Consider the following 21814-nt stretch of genomic DNA (forward strand, 5'->3'; position numbering starts at 1 on the left):
AGAACAAATCAGGCGGAAGCCAGCACCTTGCGCATACGGTCGCCGCCGCGATTGTGGGCGTGGCAGATGGCGATGGCCAGTGCGTCGGCGGCGTCGTTGCCCTTGAACTCCGCCTTGGGCATCAGGATCTTCAGCATCATGTGGATCTGCTGCTTTTCACCATGACCGACGCCGATCACCGATTTCTTCACCGCGTTCGGCGCATATTCGGAGACGGGCAGGCCGGCGCGGGCAGGAACCAGCATGGCGATGCCGCGTGCCTGGCCGAGCTTCAGGGTCGCGACCGCATCCTTGTTGACGAAGGTCTGTTCGACCGCGGCTTCATGAGGTTGGTAGCTGTGCACCACATCAGCCAGCCCGTCATGCAGCTGGCGAAGACGCGAGGCGAGGTCCATGTCTCCGTCGGAGGTGACGGTGCCTGAGGCGACGAAACGCAGGGAGTTGCCGAGCGTTTCGATCACACCCCATCCGGTGCGCCTGAGGCCGGGGTCAATACCTATAATTCGAATCGTGTCTCGCATGGCGATATCCTAACTTGCTGATGCATGGATCTGCCAGCGAAAAGTGAACAAACCAAAAACATCCGTTTCAGTGAAGCGCAACGTCGGTTCAAAAAGATTGCGGTGACGGTTCGGCAAAACCGTCATTTCGTTCTGGTATTGCTTTCATGAGCCTCTACATATGAAGCTATATCAAGACCAGAACGGGATGCCGCGCATGATACCCTTTTCGATCCTCGACCTGTCACCGATCGCCGAGGGACACAGCGTGACGGAGGCGCTGGATGCGTCCCGTCAGATGGCCCAGAAGGCGGAGGAACTCGGGTTCAATCGTTTCTGGCTCGCCGAGCATCACGGCATGCCTGGAATTGCCAGTGCTGCGACCTCCATCGTGATCGCCCATGTGGGGGCCGCAACCAAGCGCATCCGCATCGGTTCCGGCGGCATCATGCTGCCAAACCATTCTCCGCTGGTGATCGCGGAGCAGTTCGGCACGCTTGCGGCCCTGTTCCCCGATCGCGTCGATCTCGGTCTCGGTCGCGCGCCGGGAACCGACATGCGCACTGCGCGGGCTCTTCGCCGTAATCTGGACGCCGGGGCGGAAAGCTTCCCGCACGATATCATCGAATTACAGCGCCTGCTCGGCGACCCGGATGGCGATCAGGCGTTGCTGGCGGTGCCGGGTGCGCGCAGCCATGTACCGATCTGGCTGCTGGGTTCCAGTCTCTACAGCGCTCATCTCGCTGCGGCGCTCGGGCTTCCCTATGCTTTCGCTTCCCATTTCGCTCCGGATTCGTTGCTTGAGGCCATCGCCATCTATCGCGAACGGTTCCAGCCTTCGGCGGATCTCGACAAGCCCTATGTGATGGTAGGGGTGATGGGCGTCGGCGCGCAAAGCGATGAAGAGGCGCAATATCTCTTCACCTCTTCGCAGCAGCAGTTCGTCAATCTGCGGCGCAATGTTCGGCGTCCTTTCCCGCGTCCGGTGGAGAGCATGGACGGGTTGTGGACCGACATGGAGCGTATCGGCGTGGAGCACACGCTGAGTTATGCCGTGGTCGGCTCGCAGAAGACTGTCGAAAAGAAGCTCGAGGACTTTCTCGATGAGACCGGCGCCGACGAACTCATCGTTTCAATGCCGATCCATGACATCGATGCGCGGTTGCGCTCGGTCGAGATTTTCGGCGGCGTCATGCAGAAAGTTCCGGAAAACAGCTGAATTTTGCGGTGCGTCAACCACCATAAATTGCTGCCCGTTTTAACTGCCGTTTAAACAACAACCTGAATGATGCAATCTCCAAGGTGTCCGCGTTGTCGCGGTTGTGCCTAAAATAGTCTGAAAGACCGCTGCGCTCAAGCGAAGGGCGACGGCGGCCGTGGGGATTCGCTTATGGTTTTTCGTTTCAACTCCCTTTCCTCCAAGGTGATCGGGATTTTCCTGCTGTTGACGGCGCTGTCAGTAGGGATTCTTAATGTCCTTGCCTACTTCACTTCCAGTTCGCTTTTCGACAAGCAGACCTATCGTGCGATGGACGGGACGCTGACATTCCGGGGCGACATGCTCAGGGAACAGTTGCAGCAACTGGAAAATCAAGCGACATCGATCGCCAAGATCGAAGGCCTGCAGCAGTCGTTCACGTCGATGAAGAGCGGCTGGAACACCATCGTCAAGAATTCCGGCGATGCGAAGGGTGAGCTTCAGGCGGTCTTCGTCAAGAACAACCCCTATCCGGCGGGAGAGCGCGAAAAGCTGCTGAAGCCCGAAGGGCCGAGTGGCTTCTACTATTCGAACCATGAAGCAACCCAGAACCTTGTCGCCAGCTATCTGCGCGATACCCAGTTCCGTGACCTGCTGATGGTCGATCAGGCCGGCAACGTTATCTATTCCTACCGCAAGGGTCCGTTCTTCGCCGAGAATGCTACCGCCGGCGAGCTTGCCGGTACCGGTCTCGGTCAGGCCTTTGCGCGCAGCGCCGATGTCGCCGCCAAAGCGGTCGAGGACGCCGCGCCGACCACGTTCTCCGGTCTCAAGACCGGCAAGGATGCCCTGTCTCCGGATATCTATTTCTCGGTGCCGGTGGTGAAATTCGGGGCCTTCAAGGGGTCGATCCTGTTCCAGCTTAAGGATACGGCGATCACCAGCCTGCTTTCGAAGGGCATTGCCGCCGATAGCGTTGAGCGTGCCGCCGTTCTCTCCGAGGATGGCACGGGCATCAGCCTCGGCACTGACGGCAAGCTCATGGACATTGCAGCGGCTCCCTTCGGCTTTGCGCCGGCCGCCATGCAGGGCAATGGCGGCATCGTCACCAGCGATTTCGCCCGCGATGACGGAGCGGCTAGGGCCTATGGTCGCGCGATCGAGTTCGGCGGCCAGAAATACCTGATGGTGGAGAGCCTGACGCTTGCCGAACTCGGCGCCGGCTCGCTGCAGATCGCGCTGACCTTGACGGCAATTGCCGCGGCGACGCTGGCCGTGATGTCCATTGCGACCGGTGTCCTGACCCGTCGTCTTTTTGCGCCGCTCGCCCGGCTTGCTGTGGTGACGGGCCAGGTGGCTGACGGCCAGCTCGATAATCCCGTCGCCAATCAGGATCGCGGGGATGAAATCGGCACCATGGCCCGGGCGCTGGAGCGTTTCCGCACCGCGCTTATCGAGCAGCAGCAGCTGGAGAGCCGCGCGAACGAGGAGCGGGAGCAGGCGGAAGCGGAACGTCGCCAGCGCTTTTCGGAACGCGAGGCGGAGGCCCGTACACTCGGAGGCGTCGTGGCCGCGCTCGATCAGGGTCTCGACCGCCTGGCCCACGGCGATCTCGCCTTCGAGATCCGCCAGCCGTTCCCGAACGAGCTGGAGTCCCTGCGCGTCAACTTCAACAATGCGCTCTCCACCCTGAGCGCGACGCTCTCCGGCATCGGCGGCAATTCGCTTGCCGTGCGCGGCGGTTCGGAGGAAATGCGCGCGGGCGCCGACCAGCTGGCGGAGCGCACCGAGCGGCAGGCCGCGGCGCTCACTGAAACCGCAAGCGCCATCAAGGCCATGACCGATGCAGTCAAGGTGCAGATCGCCCACGGCGAGGATGCCGAGCGGAGCGCGCGTAACGCCAAGGATGAAGCCGAGCAATCCGGCCACATCATGCGGGAAACGATTGCGGCGATGGAGGCCATTCGCGGTTCGTCGCAGGAGATCAACCAGATCATCGGCGTGATCGACGAGATCGCATTCCAAACCAATCTTCTGGCGCTCAATGCCGGCGTTGAGGCCGCGCGTGCGGGCGAGGCCGGCAAGGGCTTCGCCGTCGTTGCCCAAGAAGTGCGCGAGCTTGCCCAGCGCTCGGCTGGTGCGGCCAAGCAGATCACCAGCCTGCTTGCCAAATCGGCCGGCGAGGTGGCTCATGGCGTGAGCCTCGTCGAGAAGGCTGGCCACGCGCTGCAGGGGATCGGCGAGCATGTGCTGTCGATCAACGGCAAGATCGGCGACATGATGCACTCGACGCGTGAAGAAGCGCAGACGATCTCCGAGATCAACGGCTCGATCAATGCGCTCGATGTCATGACCCAGCAGAATGCCGCCATGGTGGAAGAGACGACTGCCGCCATCCACCGGCTGGCGACGGAGGCTGCCGAAATGGATCAGCAGCTCGGACACTTCACACTCGGCCAGCAGGCGGCGGCTCCGCGTCATGCCGGACCTTATGAAATGCGACGGGCAAGCTAGTCCCTGGAACTTTCGGTTTCACTCGGAACGCGGCGGGTCGAACCTGCCGCGTTTTTCGTTTGTCCGGCAAACTATCGATCTGGAAATACAATCAGAAGGTGATTTTTCTGAAGCCTTTTGCGGGCGTTTTGTTTTTGCGCAACGCGCCTATGGTAAGTAAAATCCCAGCAAACACGGTAAATAGACGTAGTTAAGCCAGCCTTAACTTTTCTCCTTCATTATCCAAGAGAAATCACGATGTCGGCCATCTGCGGGTCCGATAGCTCAACGATAGATTTTGGAGTATCTAGCCATGAAGACGAGCCTTTTTGCTGCGGCGGCCGCACTGCTTGTCAGTACGACCGCCTCTTTTGCTGCGGATCTGTATCAACCCGAGCCGGCTCCGATCATGGATGCGCCGGAGGTCACTGTGTCGGAAGCTTCCGGCTGGTACCTTCGCGGTGACGTCGGTTACTCCTTCAACAAGCTTCGTGGTGCTGATTTCTTCCAGGGCTCGAACGCCAATCGCGCTGATTTCGCCAGCGCCTCGCTGAAGGACGCCTTCACCGTCGGGGCCGGTGTCGGTTATCAGGTCAACAACTATCTGCGCACCGATCTGACGTTCGACTATATGTTCAAGTCGGATTTCCGCGGCTCTACCTACGGCAGCGGCGCTGATTTCGGTGCGTGCGTCGGTCCTTGTACCTCGTCCGATCGTTCCGCAATGCGGGCCTACACGCTGATGGCCAATGCTTATGTCGACCTCGGCACCTACGGCCTGTTCACGCCTTATGTCGGTGGCGGTGTCGGTGGCTCCTATGTCAAGTGGGACAAGTTGCGCAACACGTCCTGCGCCGATGACGGCAGCAGCTGCGACGACACGGTCGAACATGGCGGCAAGGGCAGCTGGCGGTTCGCCTACCAGCTCATGGCGGGCACCACAATCGACGTGAGCTGCAACGTGAAGGCCGATGTCGGCTATCGCTTCCGCCAGACGATGGGCGGCGACATGTTCGGCTACGAGCAGAACGGCGGTCCGGGCTACGACAAGGGCTTTTACAGCCACGAAATCCGCGCCGGTGCGCGCTATGTCTTCGGTGCCTGCGAGCAGCCGGTGGCTTACGAACCGCCGCCGCAGCCGATCGTCTACAAGTAATACTTTTCTATACTCCAGTCGTGAAAAGGCCGTCCGCACCCGCGGGCGGCCTTTCTCGTTTTGCGTGCATTTATGGGCGCGTATCGCATGATCCGGGAGCGTCGAAAAATTTTCCAGGAGCGACACGAAATTCGCTTGACGGGAAATCCCGACAGGCGTAGTTCCGACGGCGGGACACCTCTCCCCAACGAGAGGCTAATTACCTGGAAGGGTATCTATATGGCTGATATCGTCGCCCCCGCCGCGCGTCCGGCGAATACTCATTTTTCTTCTGGCCCCTGCGCCAAGCGCCCTGGATGGACGCTTGAGGCTCTTTCCGATGCTTCGCTCGGTCGTTCGCACCGTGCAAAGGTTGGCAAGGCCAAGCTGAAGCAGGCCATCGATCTTACTCGCGAAATTCTGAATGTTCCGGCCGATTACCGCATCGGTATCGTTCCGGCTTCCGACACTGGCGCCGTCGAAATGGCGCTCTGGTCGCTGCTCGGTGAGCGCGGCGTAGACATGCTGGCCTGGGAAAGCTTCGGCGCCGGCTGGGTCACCGACGTCGTCAAGCAGCTGAAGCTTAAGGACGTCCGCAAGTTCGAAGCCGATTACGGCGCTCTTCCCGATCTCGCTGCCGTCGATTTCGACCGCGACGTCGTTTTCACCTGGAACGGCACCACCTCCGGCGTTCGCGTTCCGAACGCCGATTTCATTCCGGCCGACCGCAAGGGCCTGACCATCTGCGACGCGACCTCGGCCGCTTTCGCGCAGAACCTCGACTTCGCCAAGCTCGATGTCGTCACCTTCTCCTGGCAGAAGGTTCTGGGCGGCGAGGGCGGTCACGGCATGCTGATCCTTTCGCCGCGCGCTGTCGAGCGTCTGGAAAGCTACACGCCCGCATGGCCGCTGCCGAAGATCTTCCGCATGACCAAGGGTGGCAAGCTGATCGAAGGCATCTTCACCGGCGAGACCATCAACACGCCGTCCATGCTCTGCGTCGAAGACTATATCGACGCGCTGCTTTGGGCCAGGCAGATCGGTGGCCTTGATGGGCTAACCGCTCGTGCCGATGCCAATGCGAAGGTCATTTTCGACTTCGTTGCCGCAAACGACTGGATCGCCAACCTCGCCGTCAAGGACGAGACCCGCTCCAACACGTCCGTTTGCCTGAAGATCGTCGACAAGGATGTAGCGGCGCTCGACGCCGATGCACAGGCGGCCTTTGCCAAGGGCGTTGTTGCTCTCCTCGAGAAGGAGGCCGTCGCTCTCGACATCGGCGCCTACCGTGACGCTCCGTCCGGTCTGCGCATCTGGGCCGGCGCCACCATCGAGAAGGCCGACATGGAAGCTCTGATGCCCTGGCTCGCCTGGGCCTACAAGACCCAGAAGGCCACGCTGACCAAGGCTGCGGCCTGAGGTTTTCCGGCTCCGCCGTCAAAAGGCGGAGCCTCTTTTAAAATTCCCAGAATTCATCGACACGAACTCTTTGAAGGAGGCCTCGCAATGGCACCTCGCGTTCTCGTATCCGACGAACTGTCGGAAACCGCCGTCCAGATCTTCCGCGATCGCGGCGTTGATGTGGATTTCCAGCCGAAGATCGGCAAGGACAAGGACAAGCTCGCCGAAATCATCGGCAACTATGACGGTCTCGCCATCCGCTCCGCCACCAAGGCAACGGAGAAGCTGATCGCCGCCGCGACCAACCTGAAGGTCATCGGCCGCGCCGGTATCGGCGTCGACAACGTCGATATCCCCGCTGCATCGCGCCGCGGTATCATCGTCATGAATACCCCGTTCGGCAACTCGATCACGACCGCCGAGCATGCCATCGCCCTGATGTTCGCCGTTGCCCGTCAGCTTCCGGCTGCCGACGCATCGACGCAGGCCGGCAAGTGGGAAAAGTCGAAGTTCATGGGTGTCGAAATTACCGGCAAGACGCTCGGCGTCATCGGCGCCGGCAATATCGGCTCCATCGTCTGCTCGCGCGCCATCGGCCTCAAGATGCGCGTGCTTGCCTATGACCCCTTCCTGTCGAAGGAACGCGCTGAAGAAATGGGCGTGACCAAGGTCGAGCTCGACGAGCTGCTGGCCCAGGCTGATTTCATCACCCTGCACGTGCCGATGACCGACAAGACCCGCGGCATCCTCAACAAGGAAGCCCTTGCCAAGACCAAGCCGGGCGTTCGCATCATCAACTGCGCCCGCGGCGGTCTGGTCGATGAAGCGGCGCTTGCAGAAGCGATCAAGTCCGGCCATGTCGCCGGCGCCGGTTTCGACGTGTTCGAAGTCGAGCCCGCGACCGAAAGCCCTCTCTTCGGTCTGCCGAACGTCGTCTGCACGCCGCACCTCGGCGCATCGACGACGGAAGCACAGGAAAACGTCGCTCTGCAGGTTGCCGAGCAGATGTCGGACTACCTGGTCAAGGGTGCTGTCAGCAACGCCATCAACATGCCGTCGATCACGGCGGAAGAAGCTCCGATCCTGAAGCCGTTCATCAGGCTCGCCGACGTTCTTGGAGCGTTCGTTGGCCAGGTTACGGAAGGCCCGATCAAGGAAATCGAGATCCTGTACGACGGCCAGACCGCGTCCATGAACACAAAGGCTCTGACCTCGGCCCTTCTCGCCGGCCTCATCCGCCCGCAGGTCGCTGACGTCAACATGGTGTCGGCACCGGTCATGGTGAAGGAAAAGGGCATCATCCTGTCCGAGGTCAAGCGCGACAAGACCGGCGTTTACGACGGTTACATCAAGCTCACCGTCACCACCGAAAAGCAGACGCGTTCGGTTGCCGGTACGGTCTTCTCGGATGGAAAGCCGCGCTTCATCCAGATCAAGGGCATCAACATGGATGCCGATGTCGGTCCGCATATGATCTACATCACCAACACCGACGTTCCCGGCATGATCGGCTTCATCGGCACGACGCTCGGCAATGCCGGCGTGAACATCGCCAACTTCCAGCTCGGACGCGAAAAGGAAGCCGGCGACGCCATCGCGCTTCTTTATGTCGACGGCGAGGTGGATCAGGCCGTTCTCGACAAGCTGACGGCCAACGCCGCCATCAAACAGGCCAAGCCGCTGACCTTCAGCGTCGAATAAGTCATCTCTCCCAAGAGAATCGGAAAAGCCCGGCAGGTTTTTTCCTGCCGGGCTTTTCTTTTATGCGTCGCCTGAGGCTGGTCAGTTGGCGCGCGGCAATTGCCCGAGCAGAAATGTTGCGATCGCGTTATCGATGGAGCGTTCGATCTCGGCGGGGGAGGGCTTTTTGCCCATCAGGGCGAGATAAAGCGGGTTGGTGACGATCATGTCGTGATACTGGATGGCCAGCATGTGCGGATCGGCCTCCCGCATCTCTCCGGTCGATTGTTTCGAGGCGATGAAATTCGCGAGGGCTTTGCGGGACTGAACAGGGCCGCTCTCGAACCAGACGCCCGTCAGGTCCGGGAAGCGACCGGATACGGCCAGCATCAGCCGTTGGAATGCGACATGCCGGTCCGCCATCAGCATTTTCAGAAGCGTGGAGCCGAGCACTCTCAGGCCGTCGGCTGGGCGCAGGCTCGAGACCTCCAGAACCGAGAGAGGCTGAAGGAAGTCGTGACACAGCTGTTCGACGACCTCGGAAAACAGCCCCTCCTTGCCGCCGAAATGTTTGTAGAGGTTGGTCTTTGACCCGCCGACGACGCGGATGATTTCGTCGACGGTGACGGCGTCGTAGCCTTGCTCGAGAAAGAGATCGGTCGCGGTGGTCACGATCAGGTTGCGCCGCGCCAATCCACGCGATGTTGTCCGCTCGACATGGTCCGGTGCGGCGTCCCTGGTCATGATGGCATGCGTCCTCAGTTTTTCTTCGTCGGATGAACGTGGTGGGCCGGGCGGAAACCGCGGCGGTCGACATGTTGGCTGTATAGCAGGCTGCCGATCACGAGCACCACGCCGACGATCTGCACGGTGTTGGGCACGAAGCCCCGGAAGACCGCGTCCAGAACAAACGCGGTGATCGGTGTCAACAGGAAGAAGGGCGCGACATTGGCCGCACCCGCACCCTGGATCGCCCGGAACCAGAGGGCAAAGGCGAGTGCCGTAACGAACAGCGCAAGGATGACGAAGCCGACCACGTTGAGGGCGGAGAGGCGGGCGGGGACATCGGAGACAACGGCGGTGACGAGGCTGAGTTCGATACCTGCGACGAGCAACTGCCATGCGGTGAAGCCGAGCAGCGAGCGCGGCCGGCCCCACTTGTGAACCAGGATGCCGCCGAGTGCAACCGAGAGTGCGCTTCCAAGCGCTGCAGCGACACCGATCGGATCGATGGCTGCATTGCTCTTCAGCACGACCATGGCCACGCCGACCGCGCCGACGAAGACGGCGGAAACCTTGGCGATGGCCGGGATCGCACCGAGCAGCGGCCAGGCCAGCAGCACCATGAACAGCGGACCGAGCGCCTGAAACGTTGCTGCGACCCCGCCCGGCAGGCAAATGGCGGCAATGAACAGGAGGCCGAAGAACAACCCGCTGTTCAGCGTGCCGAGAATCACGATCTTCCCCCACCACTCCCTTGGAGGCAATTCGCGAGCAATCAGCAGGAGCGGCAGGGCGCCGCCGATGGCACGCACGGCCGCGATGAACATCGGGTTCGGTGGCAGCATGGTCGTGGTGATGATGTAGGTAAAGCCCCAGAGAATGGTGGCAAGAGCAGCGGACAGCTTGGGATACATGGCGGACCTCGAGGCTGGAGTGATCAGGCCGCTTACCATTATGTACGATATCGTATCAATTAGATACTTTTTCGTATTTATTGAACGCTGTGTTCACAGTTCACCAAAACGTGAAGGCGCGTGTTTTCGCCAAAAGCCCGGAAACTCTGTGTTTTCAGGATCGCCTTCGGGGAAAAGCGTATCGCAAGTCTTCAATAGTTCGCGAAGCTCCCCCATATGGGTGCATGGAATTCCGGCGCTTATGCCGGTGAACAAAGGGAAGGGACAGGATCAAGCCATGGGGCGATACGGTAAGTTTTTCGGAGTTCTGGCAATCGGCATGGCGGTTGCGCTGAGCGTGGCCGATATGGCGGAAGCACGCAAGGCGAGCGGCGGCTTCGGTAGCCGGGGCACGCGCACCTTTTCCGCCCCGCCGGCCACCCGGACCGCACCCGCACCGGCTGCTCCGATCGAGCGCTCGATGACGCCGAACACTGGCGCATCGCAGGCTGCGCCTTCGGCTGCCCAGACACGTCAGCAGAATGCTCAGCGTCCCGGCATGTTCGGTGGTCTCCTTGGCGGCCTCGGTGGTGGTCTGCTCGGCGGCATGCTGATGGGTGGCCTGTTCGGCATGCTGATGGGGTCCGGCTTCGGCGGTGGCTTCGGCTTCCTCGGCCTGCTGCTGCAGGCGGCGGCGATCTTCTTTGTCATCCGCTTCGCCATGCGCATGTTCGCCAACCGGCAGCCGGCATTCTCCGGTGCAGGCGGCATGGCGCGTGACACACAGCAGCCTTCGCGCCCCTCTTTCGAGATCCCGCGCATGGGTGGCGGTTCCGCCTCCGCTGCTCCGGCAGCACCGCGCAACGGCAATCCCGACGAATTGGGCATCGGCCAGTCCGACCTCGAACGCTTCGAGGGTCTCCTGCAGGAAATGCAGGCTGCCTATGCTGCAGAGGATTATTCGGCCTTGCGTCGCATCACCACGCCGGAAGCCATGTCCTATCTCGCTGAGGAACTGAGCGAAAACGCCACGCGCGGCGTGAAGAACGACGTTCGGGACGTTCATCTCGTTCAGGGCGATGTCGCCGAATCCTGGCGCGAGGGCAATGTCGAATATGCGACCGTCGCCATGCGCTATGAGAGCATTGACGTCCTGCGGGACCGTAACAACGGCAGCGTCGTCAGCGGCGATCCCGACCATCCCTCGGAGTCCACCGAGATCTGGACCTTCGTTCGCCGCCCCGGCACCGACTGGCAGATTTCGGCGATCCAGGCTGTCGGCGACGCGGAATAACAGAACGGGGCCGATCCGGCCCCGTCATCACTCAACAAAGCCGCCCGTGGCAGATTGCTGCGGGCGGCTTTTTTCGTCAGAGGTGTCACTTTGTCAGGTGTGCCACCAGCGCGGCTTGCCATCCTCGAAGGAGTGGTATTGCGGCTCTAGTTCGGCGGCGGTGCTGTCATCGAAGGTGCCGATCAGAAGGGCGACCACGGGCTCGTCATCCAGTGCGCCGAGTGAACTTCCGCATGAGGGGCAGAAAGCCCGGCTGGAATACTCCGACGAGCGATAGGTGGAGGGTGCTCCGCCTGAACCGGTCCACGCGACGTTCTCGCGGGAAAACTCCACCCAGCTTGCCGTCAGCGCGCCCGTATGCCGCTGGCAGAACTTGCAGGAACAGGTATGCGGCTTTTCAGCCGCGCCCGTTGCCTCGAACCGGATCGCGCCGCACAGGCAGCCGCCTCGATAGATCATCCAATATCCTCGTGTCTTGGGCGGCAGCTTTTGGCAGGATCAGTTCGGGCAACTCTGCAACTGCCTGGAATAGGTGTAGGCGATGTTGGTAAAGCGCTTGGCGCCCTGCAGCGCCTCGCTGTTGCTGCGGTAGCTTCCGCGCGAGTAGCCGACATGACCGGAATGGTATGCGAGGTAGAGCTGGTAGGGCTCGTTCAGCGGAATGCCGTTCTTGATGTTGCTCTGGCGGTGGTACCAACCGATGAACTGGATGGCATCGGCAAAATCGGTGCGGCGTGCCGAGTAACGGCCGGTCTCGCGCTGATAGCGATCCCAGGTGCCGTCGAGCGCCTGCGAATAGCCATAGGCCGTCGACTTGCGCTTCCACGGGATGAAGCCGAAGAGCTTGGTGCGCGGGGGCTTGGCGTTGGAGCGGAATCCCGATTCAGTATAGATCGTCGCCATCAGGATCGGAACCGGCACGCCATATTCGCGCTCGGTATTGCGGGCTGCCCGCCGCCAGTTGTTGAACAGGCCATCGCGCTGCTCGAAGATCGCGCAGGCATTGCGCGTCTGGTTCGGCGGTTTGGCGCAGGCAGACAGGATCAGCATGACGCTGAGCGTTGAGACAAGGGCGGTACGCATGACAAAGACCTCTCTTGGAGCGCCCAGTCTATTCCTTAAAATTTAATGAAAAGTTTTCTGACCTTTATGGGTGATAGGGGTGGTGCGACGATTATGCAAAACCGCTGTTTCTGCACGGTTGTTTTTGTCGTTTTCTGGCGAATTCGATACATTCGTGGAGCTTGTCACGTAATCTCGCTGCGGTAGCCAGATCGAAGTTGATTTAGTTCGTTGCCGATGCCTGGGGCCTGATAACGCTCAGGTTTCAAGTGACGCCGTGCAACAGGGAAAGGTGGTGTCTGTTAAAGTAGACGCTAGTTGGAGATGGTTTTGCGATTCGGCGTAGCCCGCGAACTGGCAAGCTGCGACAACCAACAGGCAACCCAATTTGCGCAACCTGCAAAATCGCCCGGCGAGAAGCAATCGAGGTCTACGGTATGGAACGCCCTAGCAAGCAAGCCCGCCCCACAGTGCAACAGCGAACGCTGATTCTGAATGATGCCCTAGGCATGTGGGAGAAGTTGGCTTGGAATGTGGAAGAGCTTGAGGACATTCAGCGCATGCAAAATGACGAGTTTCAACCGCTTTGCTACGCGTTCTTAGATGCCTGTATCACCGCTCAATGCCTCCAGCATTGGGTTCTTCATCATCTCGGGATGCAAGGCAAGGAAAAGTCAAAGGCTTTTGAGGCGGAGCTTTATACCCGAATGCCAGATCAGTTAATGTGCGTTTCAATTGCAAATTCGGCAAAGCACGCCCACTACTCTGGTGACTGGTCAGGCGTTTTGGAATTGGTTTTTGAGCCATCGGATGAAGATGTTCAGGGCGGCTGGAGTGTTCGTCACATTTATCCAGGCAGCGAGGAGAGGCTAGTGACCGTGGGAAATCTCCGAGAGCTTTGCTTCCAGTGGTTTAACTTACTCGTAGAACGTGGCCTAGTTCATGGTCCATACACTTCACCCGCTTGGTTCTCAAACAAGATGCGACGTATTTTCGGCAATTGGGATCTGCCGGAACAAGAACCCCTTTGAACGGCGTCTTCGACGGGTCTCTGAAAAACGCATTTTTGCAATTCTCGCTGTCAAAAATGCAAAATCGCGCGTCATGCCACATAGGCCAAAGGCAGCGCCCCGCCACAGGAAAGAGCTCAGAACAGCATCATCGAGAAGCCGGAAATTTGGTAGCGGGAGGCGGACTTGAACCGCCGACCTTGGGGTTATGAATCCCACGCTCTAACCACCTGAGCTACCCCGCCACACATCGATCGTCGCGTTTGAAAAATCAAAGCCGCCCGAAGCGATGGGCGGCTTATAAGGCGAGGCTCCCGTTAGTGTCAAGCGCGTGACAGGCAAAAACAGAAGCGTTTTCACCGACGTTTGAAAGGAGGCCTTTCAGGCGGCGACGGGAGACGAAAGAAGTGTCTTCAGCGAGGCCTCCGCATCGGCCGCCCGTTCGGAGCGATCGATGAAGCCGCCGCCATAGACGCGGGCGTCGGCGCCCGGCGCAGAATAGAGAACGCAGGCCTGACCCGGAGCAATGCCGGCTTCGCCGATCTCCAGATCGACATAGATGCCGTTTTCGTCAGCACGCAGCATGGCCGGTGCCGGCGGGCGGGTGGAGCGGACCTTGGCGAAGCAGGCGAAGCCATCACGGGCTTCATCGACAAGCGCCTTGTCGCCCAGCCAGTTGATGTCGCGCAGATAGACGCGGTGGGTTTCCAGCGCTTCCTTTGGACCGACGATCACGCGGCGCGAGCGAGCATCGAGATAGATGACGTAGAGCGGTTCGCCGGTGGCGACGCCCAATCCCTTCCTCTGGCCAATCGTATAATGGAGGATGCCTTCATGGCGGCCGAGCACGCGACCGTCGAGATGCACGATGTCGCCGCCAAGCGCCGAGTCGGGGCGAAGCTTGGTGATGATGTCGGCATACTTGCCCTGCGGCACGAAACAGATGTCCTGACTGTCGGCCTTCTGGGCGACGACAAGGCCCATTTCCTCGGCCAGCACGCGGGTTTCAGCCTTGGAGAGGCCGCCCAACGGAAAGCGCAGGTAATCGATCTGTTCCTGCGTCGTGGCAAACAGGAAGTAGCTCTGGTCGCGTTCGCTATCGATCGGGCGAAACAGCGCCCGATGCCCCGGATCATCGGGAAGGGGCGTTGCCCGGGAACGGATATAGTGGCCGGTCGCCAATGCGTCGGCGCCGAGTTCCTTCGCGGTCGCCAGGAGGTCGGCGAACTTGACAGTCTGGTTGCAGGCAACGCAGGGGATCGGCGTTTCGCCGGCGACATAGCTTTCCATGAACGGGTTGATGACCGTGTCGCGGAAGCGCTGTTCGTAGTCGAGGACGTAATGGGGAATGCCAAGCGTTTCGCAGACGCGGCGCGCATCGTCGATATCCTGACCGGCACAGCAGGAGCCTGCACGATGCACGGCGGCGCCGTGATCGTAGAGCTGCAGCGTGATGCCGAGAACGTCATAGCCCTCGCGTTTGAGAATGCCGGCGACAACGGAGGAATCCACGCCGCCCGACATCGCCACAACGACGCGGGTATCTTCAGGCTTCTTGTCAAAATCCAGCGTATTCACGGGGCTCATCCGCCAATTTCATGCGTTGAAAGGTGAGGCATGGCCAGCGTTCCGCCATCGGAATGCGGCAAATTGCGTTTATGGATCGCGAAGACCTCGACCAGATTGTTGACGGATATAGAAAGGATTGCTGTCCCGCGCAAGGGGCGGCGATTCGCCAGCGGCGCGGGACGCCCTGCAGGGAAAGGAATGAAAGACGATGACTGGCCTCATTCTGACCGCCACGGAGGAGCGTTTCCCTGTTGCCGGCAGCTTCACCATTTCGCGCGGTTCGCGCACGGAAATCCGCGTCGTTACGGTCACGCTTTCGGACGGCAGTTTCACCGGGCGAGGGGAGTGCGTACCCTATGCCCGCTATGACGAGACCGTTGACGGGGTGATCGCGACCATCCTGTCCTGTGCGGCCGACATGAAAAAGGGCATGACGCGCGAGGCGCTGCAATCGCGGCTGCCGGCGGGTGCGGCACGCAACGGCCTCGATTGCGCATTCTGGGACCTTGAAGCAAAGCGCGGCGGGCGGCCTGCCTGGCAGATCGCGGGCATTCCCGCGCCGAAGCCGGTCGAGACCGCCTTCACGCTGTCGCTCGGCACGCCGGAAAGCATGCGCGAGGCGGCCGCGAAGAATGCAGCGCGGCCGCTCCTCAAGGTCAAGCTCGGCGGTGAGGGCGATATCGAACGGATCGAGGCGGTAAGGGCGGGTGCGCCGGCTTCAAAGATCATTGTCGACGCCAATGAGGGGTGGTCGGTCGAGCAGTATCAGGCGCTTGCGCCCGTTCTGGTCAAGCTCGGCGTGGCGCTTGTGGAACAGCCGCTGCCGGCGGGAAAGGACGATGCTCTTCTCGATATCAAAAGAGTGCTGCCCGTCTGCGCCGACGAAAGCTGCCATGACCGCGCTTCGCTTGCAAAGCTTGTCGGAAAATATGATGCCGTGAACATCAAGCTCGACAAGACCGGTGGTCTGACCGAGGCGCTGGCGATGCGCGAGGTGGCGCTGGTTGCCGGCTTCGACATCATGGTCGGCTGCATGCTCGGCACATCGCTTGCCATGGCGCCGGCCTTTCTGGTGGCGCAGGGCGCGCCTTATGTCGATCTCGACGGACCGCTGCTGCTTGCCGCCGACCGCGACGATCCGATCCGCTATGACGGTTCGATGATGCAGGCGCCCGCTTCACGTCTCTGGGGTTGATCGGGCTTTGATTCTGGAGCTATTCCGGACGCAAAACCGGTTCCCACTTTTGCTGGACTTGCTCTACAGCGTATCCAGTTCGGCGCGGTGGCGTTGCATGGCAAGGAAACGCCGGTAGTCGCTCTCATAGAGGGCGTGTTTCGCTTCATCCGGCTGTCTGCTGCGTGAGGGTGCGGCCATGCCGACACCTGCGGCCGCAAGCGACGGATAAAGCCCGCCGGCGGCCGCCGCATTCATAGCGGTGCCCACCAGCACGGCGTCGTCGGTGTCGGGTATCACCAGCTCGCGACCGGTGACATCGCCGTAAAGCTCGACCAGCAGCGGATTCTTGACGTGCCCGCCGGTGAGATGCAGACGCTCCGGCCGGATGCCGCTCCTCTCCATTGCTTCGAGGATTTGGCGCAGGGCCAGCGCAATCGCCACGCAGGCGCGCCAGTAGATGCGGCAGAGGCCGTCGAAGGAACTATCGAGCGTCAGGCCGGTGATCGCGCCGGTAAGGTTCGGATCGGCAAAGGGCGAGCGGTTGCCGTGAAAGTCCGGCAGGATATGGAGGCGGGCGGCAAAGTCTTGCCCTTCCGTCTGCCTGAGAGCCTGCACCCGTTCAATTACCTGTCGATGCCGCGAAGGCGTTGGTTCACCGCCTTCTCCATGCAATCGAAGTAGATGATTGAGCAGGCCGCCCGTGGCCGACTGGCCGGCCTCCACCAGCCATTGGCCGGGAAATACCGCATCGAAGAAGGGTCCCCACAAGCTCTTTCCGAAATGGGGCGCGGCGGCAAAGGAAATCAGGCAGCTCGAGGTGCCGCCGATCAGCGCGATCCGTTGTTCCAACGCGTCAGGCTGATCCGCGATTGAGCCCAGCACGCCCAGCGCGCCAGCATAGGCATCGACCATGCCGGCAGCGACCACGACGTGGGTGCCGAGGCCAAGTTCCGTTGCGGCCTTCTCCGTCAGCGAGCCTATCGCCTGTCCGATGGCCACACCCTCTTGCGGCAAACCACCCCGTGTCAGAAGATCGCCAAGGCCGATCCTGTCGAGAAAATCCTGGCTCCAGCCGCTTTTCTCATGGGCGAGAAAATTCCATTTGGAGGTGAGCGTGCAGAGCGACCGGCCGGTGCTGCCGGTGGCGCGCCAGCTCATGAAATCCGCCAGATCGAAGAAATGGCCGGATTTCACCCATAGATCGGGGCGATTGCGCTTCAGCCACATCAGCTTCGGGATCTGCATTTCCGGCGAGATCGCCTCGCCGGCATAAGCGAGCAATGGATGGCGCGTTTGGCTGATTTCGGCGGCCTCGCGGCTGGCGCGGTGGTCTAGCCAGGCGATGGTGTCGAAGGTTGCTCCGTTTTCACAGGCAAGCGCCAGCGGCTTGCCCTGTGCATCACGCAGAACGAGCGAGCAGGTGGCGTCGAAGGCAAGCGCGGCGATGCGTTCAGCCGACAGTTCGGCCGCCGCGAGGGCCTCGCGGACGGCTATACAGGTGGCGGTCCATATCTGTTCGGAATCGTATTCGGCGATGTGGTCGCCGATCTGCCGCATCTCGATCGGATGTTCCCTGCGGCAAAGCAATCGGCCTTGTCGGTCGACGACACCGGCGCGCGCGCTGCCCGTCCCGACATCCACCGCAATCACGTGGTCGCGCATCGTGGCCTGTTTCCGTCCCGTTTTTTCATTTTTGCATAAGGTGGAGCAATTCGACCATGTCGTCAAACTGCCTGTCAGGCTCGAGGGCTGCGATTTCGTCGCGGTAGGAAGCGAGGGTTGTATGCGAACCGCCGGTAAAGGCGAAAACCGTCATGCCGGCCGCCCTTGCCGCCATGATGCCGGCGGGACTGTCCTCGATAACGACGCAAGCCTCGGGCGGAAAGCCCATCTCCGATGCGGCATAAAGGAAGAGATCGGGCGCCGGTTTGCCATTCTCGACCATGGATGCGCTGAAGAGATGCGGCGAGAAACGGTCGAAGAGGCCGGTTATCGTCAAGGAAAGCGCAATGCGTTCCGGCTGGCTCGATGAGGCCACGCACCAACTGTGCCCGGCTCGATCGAGATCATCGAGTGCCTTGGCGACATTCGGTATGGGCTTAAGTTCCTGCCGGAACCTCGCGTGAAGAGCGGTCCTCAGGTCGGCGAGGAAGCGCTCGCCGATTTCGAGGGCGAACTCGTTGCGCGCGGTTGCGATCACCGCCGCGAGGCTCTTGCCGAGAAAACGCCGGTGGGCATAGTCCGCGTCGATCGTCACGCCGGCCTGCCGGAAGGCATCGACCAGAACGGCGAGCGATATCGGCTCGCTATCGACGAGCACGCCGTCGCAATCGAAGATGACCAGCCGTCTTTCATCCTTTTCCATGACGGGATCAGGCTGCCAGCCTGCCGTCGAGATAACGCTTCAGCGTTTCTGCCGTGCCGACCACGCGAAGTGTTGTCAGTGCATGACTGAAGCGTCGGATGAAGAGCGGGTTCTGGCCGACCGCGCCGAAGATGTCGCCGAGCGCGAGGAAGGCCTTCGGGTCATCGCGGGAGGCGAGCGCTGCTTTCTGCAGACGCTCGGCGCTGGCATCGTTGAACACGATGGCCTTGCCGCTGTCGGACTTGCCCTCGAAATAGCGGCACCATAGAGCTGAGACGAGAGCCAGCCCCACGACGTCCAGTCCCTTGTTCAGCCGGTCGGCGGTTGAGGGCAGGATGAACTTCGGCTGGCGGTTCGAGCCGTCCTGCGCGAGTCGCGGAATGGTGTCGCCGATCTTCGGATTGGAGAAACGGCTTTCGATGAGCTGGAAATAGTCGTCTAGGCTGGTGTCCGGCACCGGCGGCACGACGGGTATGATTTCGTCCCGCTCCAGCTTGGCGAGGAAGGCGCGGATCAGCGGCTCCTCCATCGCCTCGTGAACGAAGTGGATGTCCATCAGCGCGGCGGGATACGCGATGGCCGCGTGGCCGCCGTTCAGGATGCGCAGTTTCATCAGCTCGTAGGGCGCGACATCCGGCACGAAGGTGACGCCGACTGCCTCGAGCGCCGGGCGACCGAGCGGGAAGCGATCCTCCAGCACCCATTGCTTGAATTCCTCGCAGAAGACTGGCCAGCCATCCTCGATGCCGTAGGTATCGCGGGCGATGCCGATTTCTCGTTCGCCGGTTGCGGGCGTGATGCGGTCGACCATGGAATTGGGGAAGGCGACGTTTTCATGGATCCAGTGGGCGAAATCGGGGTCCGAGAGCTTTGCAAGACCGGTGATGGTGGCTTCCGTCACCTCGCCATTGCCCGGAATGTTGTCGCAGCACATGACGGTAAAGGGGGGCATGCCCTTCGCCCGACGGGCCTTCAGGCCGGCGATGATGAGGCCGAATACGGTCTTCGGCTCTCCCGGATTGGCGGCGTCGGCCACCATGGCCGGATGGCCGGGGTCGAACTTGCCGGTTGCCGGATCGATGAAATAACCGCCCTCGGTGATGGTCATCGACACGATGCGGATCGCCGGATCGGAAAGCGCCGCGATGATGTCGCCGAAGTCGGGGGCGGCGATCATGCCGGTCATCGGTCCGGTGACGGTGGCGGTGCTGCGGTTGATGTCCTGCTCGACGACCGTCGTCAGATAGTCCTGCGCTTCCAGCGTTTCCTTCATCTTGCGGTCGGATGGCAGGACGCCGGCGCCGAGAATGGCAAAATCCATGTCCCGGCCCTGGTTGAAGAGCTCGTGGAGGTAGACGGCCTGATGGGCGCGGTGGAAGTTGCCGACGCCGAAATGCAGGATCCCGGCCTTCAACTGTTCCCGGCTATAGGCCGGGATGGTTGCGGTTCCAGAGATTTCGGCAAGGTTTGCCAGCGATAGCTTGCAGGTCATTTCACTAGTCCTCGAAAGCGAGACATGATTTGTGCCGACGGCGGCCTTCAGCTCATCCAGTTGCCGCCGTCGACGTTGTAGGTCTGGGCGACGATGTAGTCGGCTTCCGCCGTGGCGAGGAAAATCGCCATGCCCGTAAGATCTTCGGCGCGGCCCATGCGGCCGAAGGGAACGGCTTCTCCTACGAGCCGTTTCTTTTCCCCGATGGGACGGTGCTCGTAGCGGGCGAAAAGCGCATCCACGCCATCCCAGTGCTCGCCGTCCACGACGCCGGGTGCGATGGCGTTGACGTTGATGCCGTGCTTGATGAGGTCGAGACCGGCCGACTGGGTGAGCGAGATGATCGCGGCCTTGGTGGCGCAGTAGATGGCGACCAGCGCTTCGCCGCGCCGACCGGCCTGGCTCGCCATGTTGACGATCTTGCCGCCCTTGCCGCGGGCGATCATCGATTTCGCGACCGCCTGCAGTGTAAAGAGCGAGCCCGCGACATTGATGGAGAACAGCCGGTCATAGCTTTCGCGAGTGATCTCGACGATCGGTGCAAGGTCGAAGAGGGCGGCGTTGTTGACGAGAATGTCGATGCCGCCGGTCCTGTCTTCCACGGCTTTGACGGCGGCGTCGATCGAGGCCTGTTCGGTCACGTCGAGCAGCACCGGATAGGCCTGCTCGCCGATTTCCGCGGCGGTCTGGCTGGCGCGTTCGAAGTCGATGTCGGCGATCGCGACCGTTGCGCCCTCGCGGACATAGGCTTCCGCGAAGGCCCGGCCGATGCCGCGCGCCGATCCGGTGACCAGCGCCGATTTGCCCTGAAGTCTGCCGGTCATACTGCCAGTCCCTTTTCATTGAAGCGGTGGATGCGGTTTGGATCGGGGCTCACGTACACCGTGTCACCGCTTTTGGCCGCGAACTCACCGCCGGCGCGGGCGGTTATCTGGCCGATGCCATCGACCGTGATATGGAGAAAGGTGTCGGACCCCAGATGTTCAGCGACTGCGACCTTGCCCATCCACGTCCCGCCTTCGGTCGAAAGCGTCACATGTTCGGGACGGATGCCGATGGTGGGCGCGCCGTAGCCCTGCGCCGTCTGGCCGGAAATCAGGTTCATCTTCGGTGAGCCGATGAAGCCCGCGACGAAGAGGTTTGCCGGATTGCGATAGAGGTCCAGCGGTGAGCCGACCTGCTCGATGCGGCCCTTGTTGAGCACGACGATCTTGTCGGCCATGGTCATTGCCTCGATCTGGTCATGGGTGACGTAGATGGAGGTGGCGTTGAGCTGTTGGTGAAGCTCGGAGATTTCGAGGCGCATGTTGACGCGGAGCGCCGCGTCGAGGTTCGAAAGTGGTTCGTCGAACAGGAAGCATTCCGGGGAGCGGACGATGGCGCGGCCGATGGCGACGCGCTGGCGCTGGCCGCCCGAAAGCTGGCGGGGCTTGCGGTCGAGATAGTCGGTAAGGTTCAGGATGCGGGCGGCATCGTCCACCTTGCGGTCGATCTCGGTCTTGTCTATGCCAGCCATCTTCAGCGGGAAACCGATATTGGACCGTACGCTCATATGTGGATAGAGCGCATAGGACTGGAACACCATGGCAAGGCCACGATCAGCGGGCGCAGTATCGGTCGCGTCCTTTCCGTCGATCAGAATGCGGCCGCCGGAGACATCCTCCAGGCCGGCGATCAGGCGAAGCAGAGTGGACTTGCCGCAACCGGAAGGGCCGACGAAGACCACGAATTCGCCGTCGTTGATCTCAAGATCGATCGAGGGAATGACGGTCGCCTCGCCGAAGGACTTGGAAACATTTTCGAGCTTGATGCTACCCATGTG

At 61.2% G+C, this 21814-nt stretch carries 19 protein-coding genes and 1 tRNA gene; 8 read left to right on the top strand and 12 right to left on the bottom strand.

Annotation, left to right across the window (positions count from 1 at the left end):
• Positions 1 to 8 precede the first annotated feature (8 nt).
• Positions 9 to 521 carry a crossover junction endodeoxyribonuclease RuvC gene (ruvC, locus tag H4I99_RS08890; protein WP_099058734.1) on the bottom strand — a complete coding sequence of 171 codons (513 nt, stop codon included), beginning with the start codon at positions 519 to 521 and terminating at the stop codon, positions 9 to 11.
• Between the two features lie 196 nt (positions 522 to 717).
• Here ruvC and H4I99_RS08895 point away from each other — a divergent pair, with 196 nt between their 5' ends.
• The 5 genes from H4I99_RS08895 to serA all read left to right on the top strand — a co-directional run bounded on the left by H4I99_RS08895 (position 718) and on the right by serA (position 8428).
• On the top strand, positions 718 to 1719 hold the full coding sequence (locus tag H4I99_RS08895; protein ID WP_163900674.1) for an LLM class flavin-dependent oxidoreductase: 1002 nt from the start codon (positions 718 to 720) through the stop codon (positions 1717 to 1719).
• A gap of 171 nt (positions 1720 to 1890) precedes the next feature.
• On the top strand, positions 1891 to 4212 hold the full coding sequence (locus H4I99_RS08900; protein WP_163900672.1) for a methyl-accepting chemotaxis protein: 2322 nt from the start codon (positions 1891 to 1893) through the stop codon (positions 4210 to 4212).
• A gap of 292 nt (positions 4213 to 4504) precedes the next feature.
• Complete coding sequence (locus H4I99_RS08905) at positions 4505 to 5347, top strand: outer membrane protein (protein WP_163900670.1); 843 nt, start codon at positions 4505 to 4507, stop codon at positions 5345 to 5347.
• Between the two features lie 219 nt (positions 5348 to 5566).
• Complete coding sequence (locus tag H4I99_RS08910) at positions 5567 to 6745, top strand: phosphoserine transaminase (protein ID WP_163900668.1); 1179 nt, start codon at positions 5567 to 5569, stop codon at positions 6743 to 6745.
• Positions 6746 to 6832: 87 nt separating this feature from the next.
• Positions 6833 to 8428 (top strand): phosphoglycerate dehydrogenase, encoded by a 1596-nt coding sequence (gene serA / locus H4I99_RS08915; protein ID WP_163900666.1) that lies wholly within the window; start codon positions 6833 to 6835, stop codon positions 8426 to 8428.
• Positions 8429 to 8509: 81 nt separating this feature from the next.
• Here serA and H4I99_RS08920 read toward each other — a convergent pair whose 3' ends face one another.
• Positions 8510 to 9151 carry a TetR/AcrR family transcriptional regulator gene (locus tag H4I99_RS08920; protein ID WP_163900664.1) on the bottom strand — a complete coding sequence of 214 codons (642 nt, stop codon included), beginning with the start codon at positions 9149 to 9151 and terminating at the stop codon, positions 8510 to 8512.
• Between the two features lie 14 nt (positions 9152 to 9165).
• On the bottom strand, positions 9166 to 10044 hold the full coding sequence (locus H4I99_RS08925) for a DMT family transporter (protein ID WP_163900662.1): 879 nt from the start codon (positions 10042 to 10044) through the stop codon (positions 9166 to 9168).
• Positions 10045 to 10321: 277 nt separating this feature from the next.
• Between H4I99_RS08925 and H4I99_RS08930 the strand changes: the two genes are divergently transcribed.
• Positions 10322 to 11317 carry a Tim44 domain-containing protein gene (locus tag H4I99_RS08930; RefSeq protein ID WP_163900660.1) on the top strand — a complete coding sequence of 332 codons (996 nt, stop codon included), beginning with the start codon at positions 10322 to 10324 and terminating at the stop codon, positions 11315 to 11317.
• Between the two features lie 93 nt (positions 11318 to 11410).
• Here H4I99_RS08930 and H4I99_RS08935 read toward each other — a convergent pair whose 3' ends face one another.
• Both H4I99_RS08935 and H4I99_RS08940 read right to left on the bottom strand, forming a co-directional pair.
• Entirely contained in the window at positions 11411 to 11776 is a 366-nt protein-coding gene (locus H4I99_RS08935; protein ID WP_163900658.1) for a GFA family protein, read from the bottom strand.
• Between the two features lie 39 nt (positions 11777 to 11815).
• Entirely contained in the window at positions 11816 to 12400 is a 585-nt protein-coding gene (locus H4I99_RS08940) for a transglycosylase SLT domain-containing protein (RefSeq protein WP_163900657.1), read from the bottom strand.
• A 488-nt stretch (positions 12401 to 12888) separates the two neighbouring features.
• Between H4I99_RS08940 and H4I99_RS08945 the strand changes: the two genes are divergently transcribed.
• On the top strand, positions 12889 to 13410 hold the full coding sequence (locus H4I99_RS08945) for a hypothetical protein (RefSeq protein ID WP_163900655.1): 522 nt from the start codon (positions 12889 to 12891) through the stop codon (positions 13408 to 13410).
• Between the two features lie 147 nt (positions 13411 to 13557).
• Here the strand turns inward: H4I99_RS08945 and H4I99_RS08950 are convergent.
• Positions 13558 to 13634, bottom strand: a tRNA-Met gene (locus tag H4I99_RS08950).
• Between the two features lie 136 nt (positions 13635 to 13770).
• Positions 13771 to 14967 carry a tRNA 2-thiouridine(34) synthase MnmA gene (mnmA, locus tag H4I99_RS08955; protein WP_163905806.1) on the bottom strand — a complete coding sequence of 399 codons (1197 nt, stop codon included), beginning with the start codon at positions 14965 to 14967 and terminating at the stop codon, positions 13771 to 13773.
• A gap of 199 nt (positions 14968 to 15166) precedes the next feature.
• Here mnmA and dgcA point away from each other — a divergent pair, with 199 nt between their 5' ends.
• A complete protein-coding gene (gene dgcA / locus H4I99_RS08960; RefSeq protein WP_163900652.1) occupies positions 15167 to 16153 on the top strand; it encodes an N-acetyl-D-Glu racemase DgcA in 987 nt (328 codons plus the stop codon).
• A gap of 63 nt (positions 16154 to 16216) precedes the next feature.
• On the opposite strand, the gene H4I99_RS08965 is transcribed toward dgcA, so the two are convergent.
• The 5 genes from H4I99_RS08965 to H4I99_RS08985 are packed head-to-tail and all read right to left on the bottom strand — an operon-like array spanning position 16217 to position 21811.
• A complete protein-coding gene (locus H4I99_RS08965) occupies positions 16217 to 17797 on the bottom strand; it encodes an FGGY-family carbohydrate kinase (RefSeq protein WP_163900651.1) in 1581 nt (526 codons plus the stop codon).
• A 25-nt stretch (positions 17798 to 17822) separates the two neighbouring features.
• On the bottom strand, positions 17823 to 18500 hold the full coding sequence (locus tag H4I99_RS08970; protein WP_163900649.1) for an HAD family hydrolase: 678 nt from the start codon (positions 18498 to 18500) through the stop codon (positions 17823 to 17825).
• A gap of 7 nt (positions 18501 to 18507) precedes the next feature.
• Positions 18508 to 19992 carry a mannitol dehydrogenase family protein gene (locus H4I99_RS08975; protein ID WP_163900647.1) on the bottom strand — a complete coding sequence of 495 codons (1485 nt, stop codon included), beginning with the start codon at positions 19990 to 19992 and terminating at the stop codon, positions 18508 to 18510.
• Positions 19993 to 20039: 47 nt separating this feature from the next.
• On the bottom strand, positions 20040 to 20816 hold the full coding sequence (locus H4I99_RS08980) for an L-iditol 2-dehydrogenase (protein ID WP_163900645.1): 777 nt from the start codon (positions 20814 to 20816) through the stop codon (positions 20040 to 20042).
• A complete protein-coding gene (locus tag H4I99_RS08985) occupies positions 20813 to 21811 on the bottom strand; it encodes an ABC transporter ATP-binding protein (protein ID WP_163900640.1) in 999 nt (332 codons plus the stop codon). Before H4I99_RS08985 ends, H4I99_RS08980 begins: the two co-directional genes overlap by 4 nt.
• Positions 21812 to 21814: the final 3 nt, after the last annotated feature.

It is taken from the genome of Paenirhizobium daejeonense, assembly GCF_014280875.1.
Lineage (GTDB): Bacteria > Pseudomonadota > Alphaproteobacteria > Rhizobiales > Rhizobiaceae > Allorhizobium > Allorhizobium daejeonense.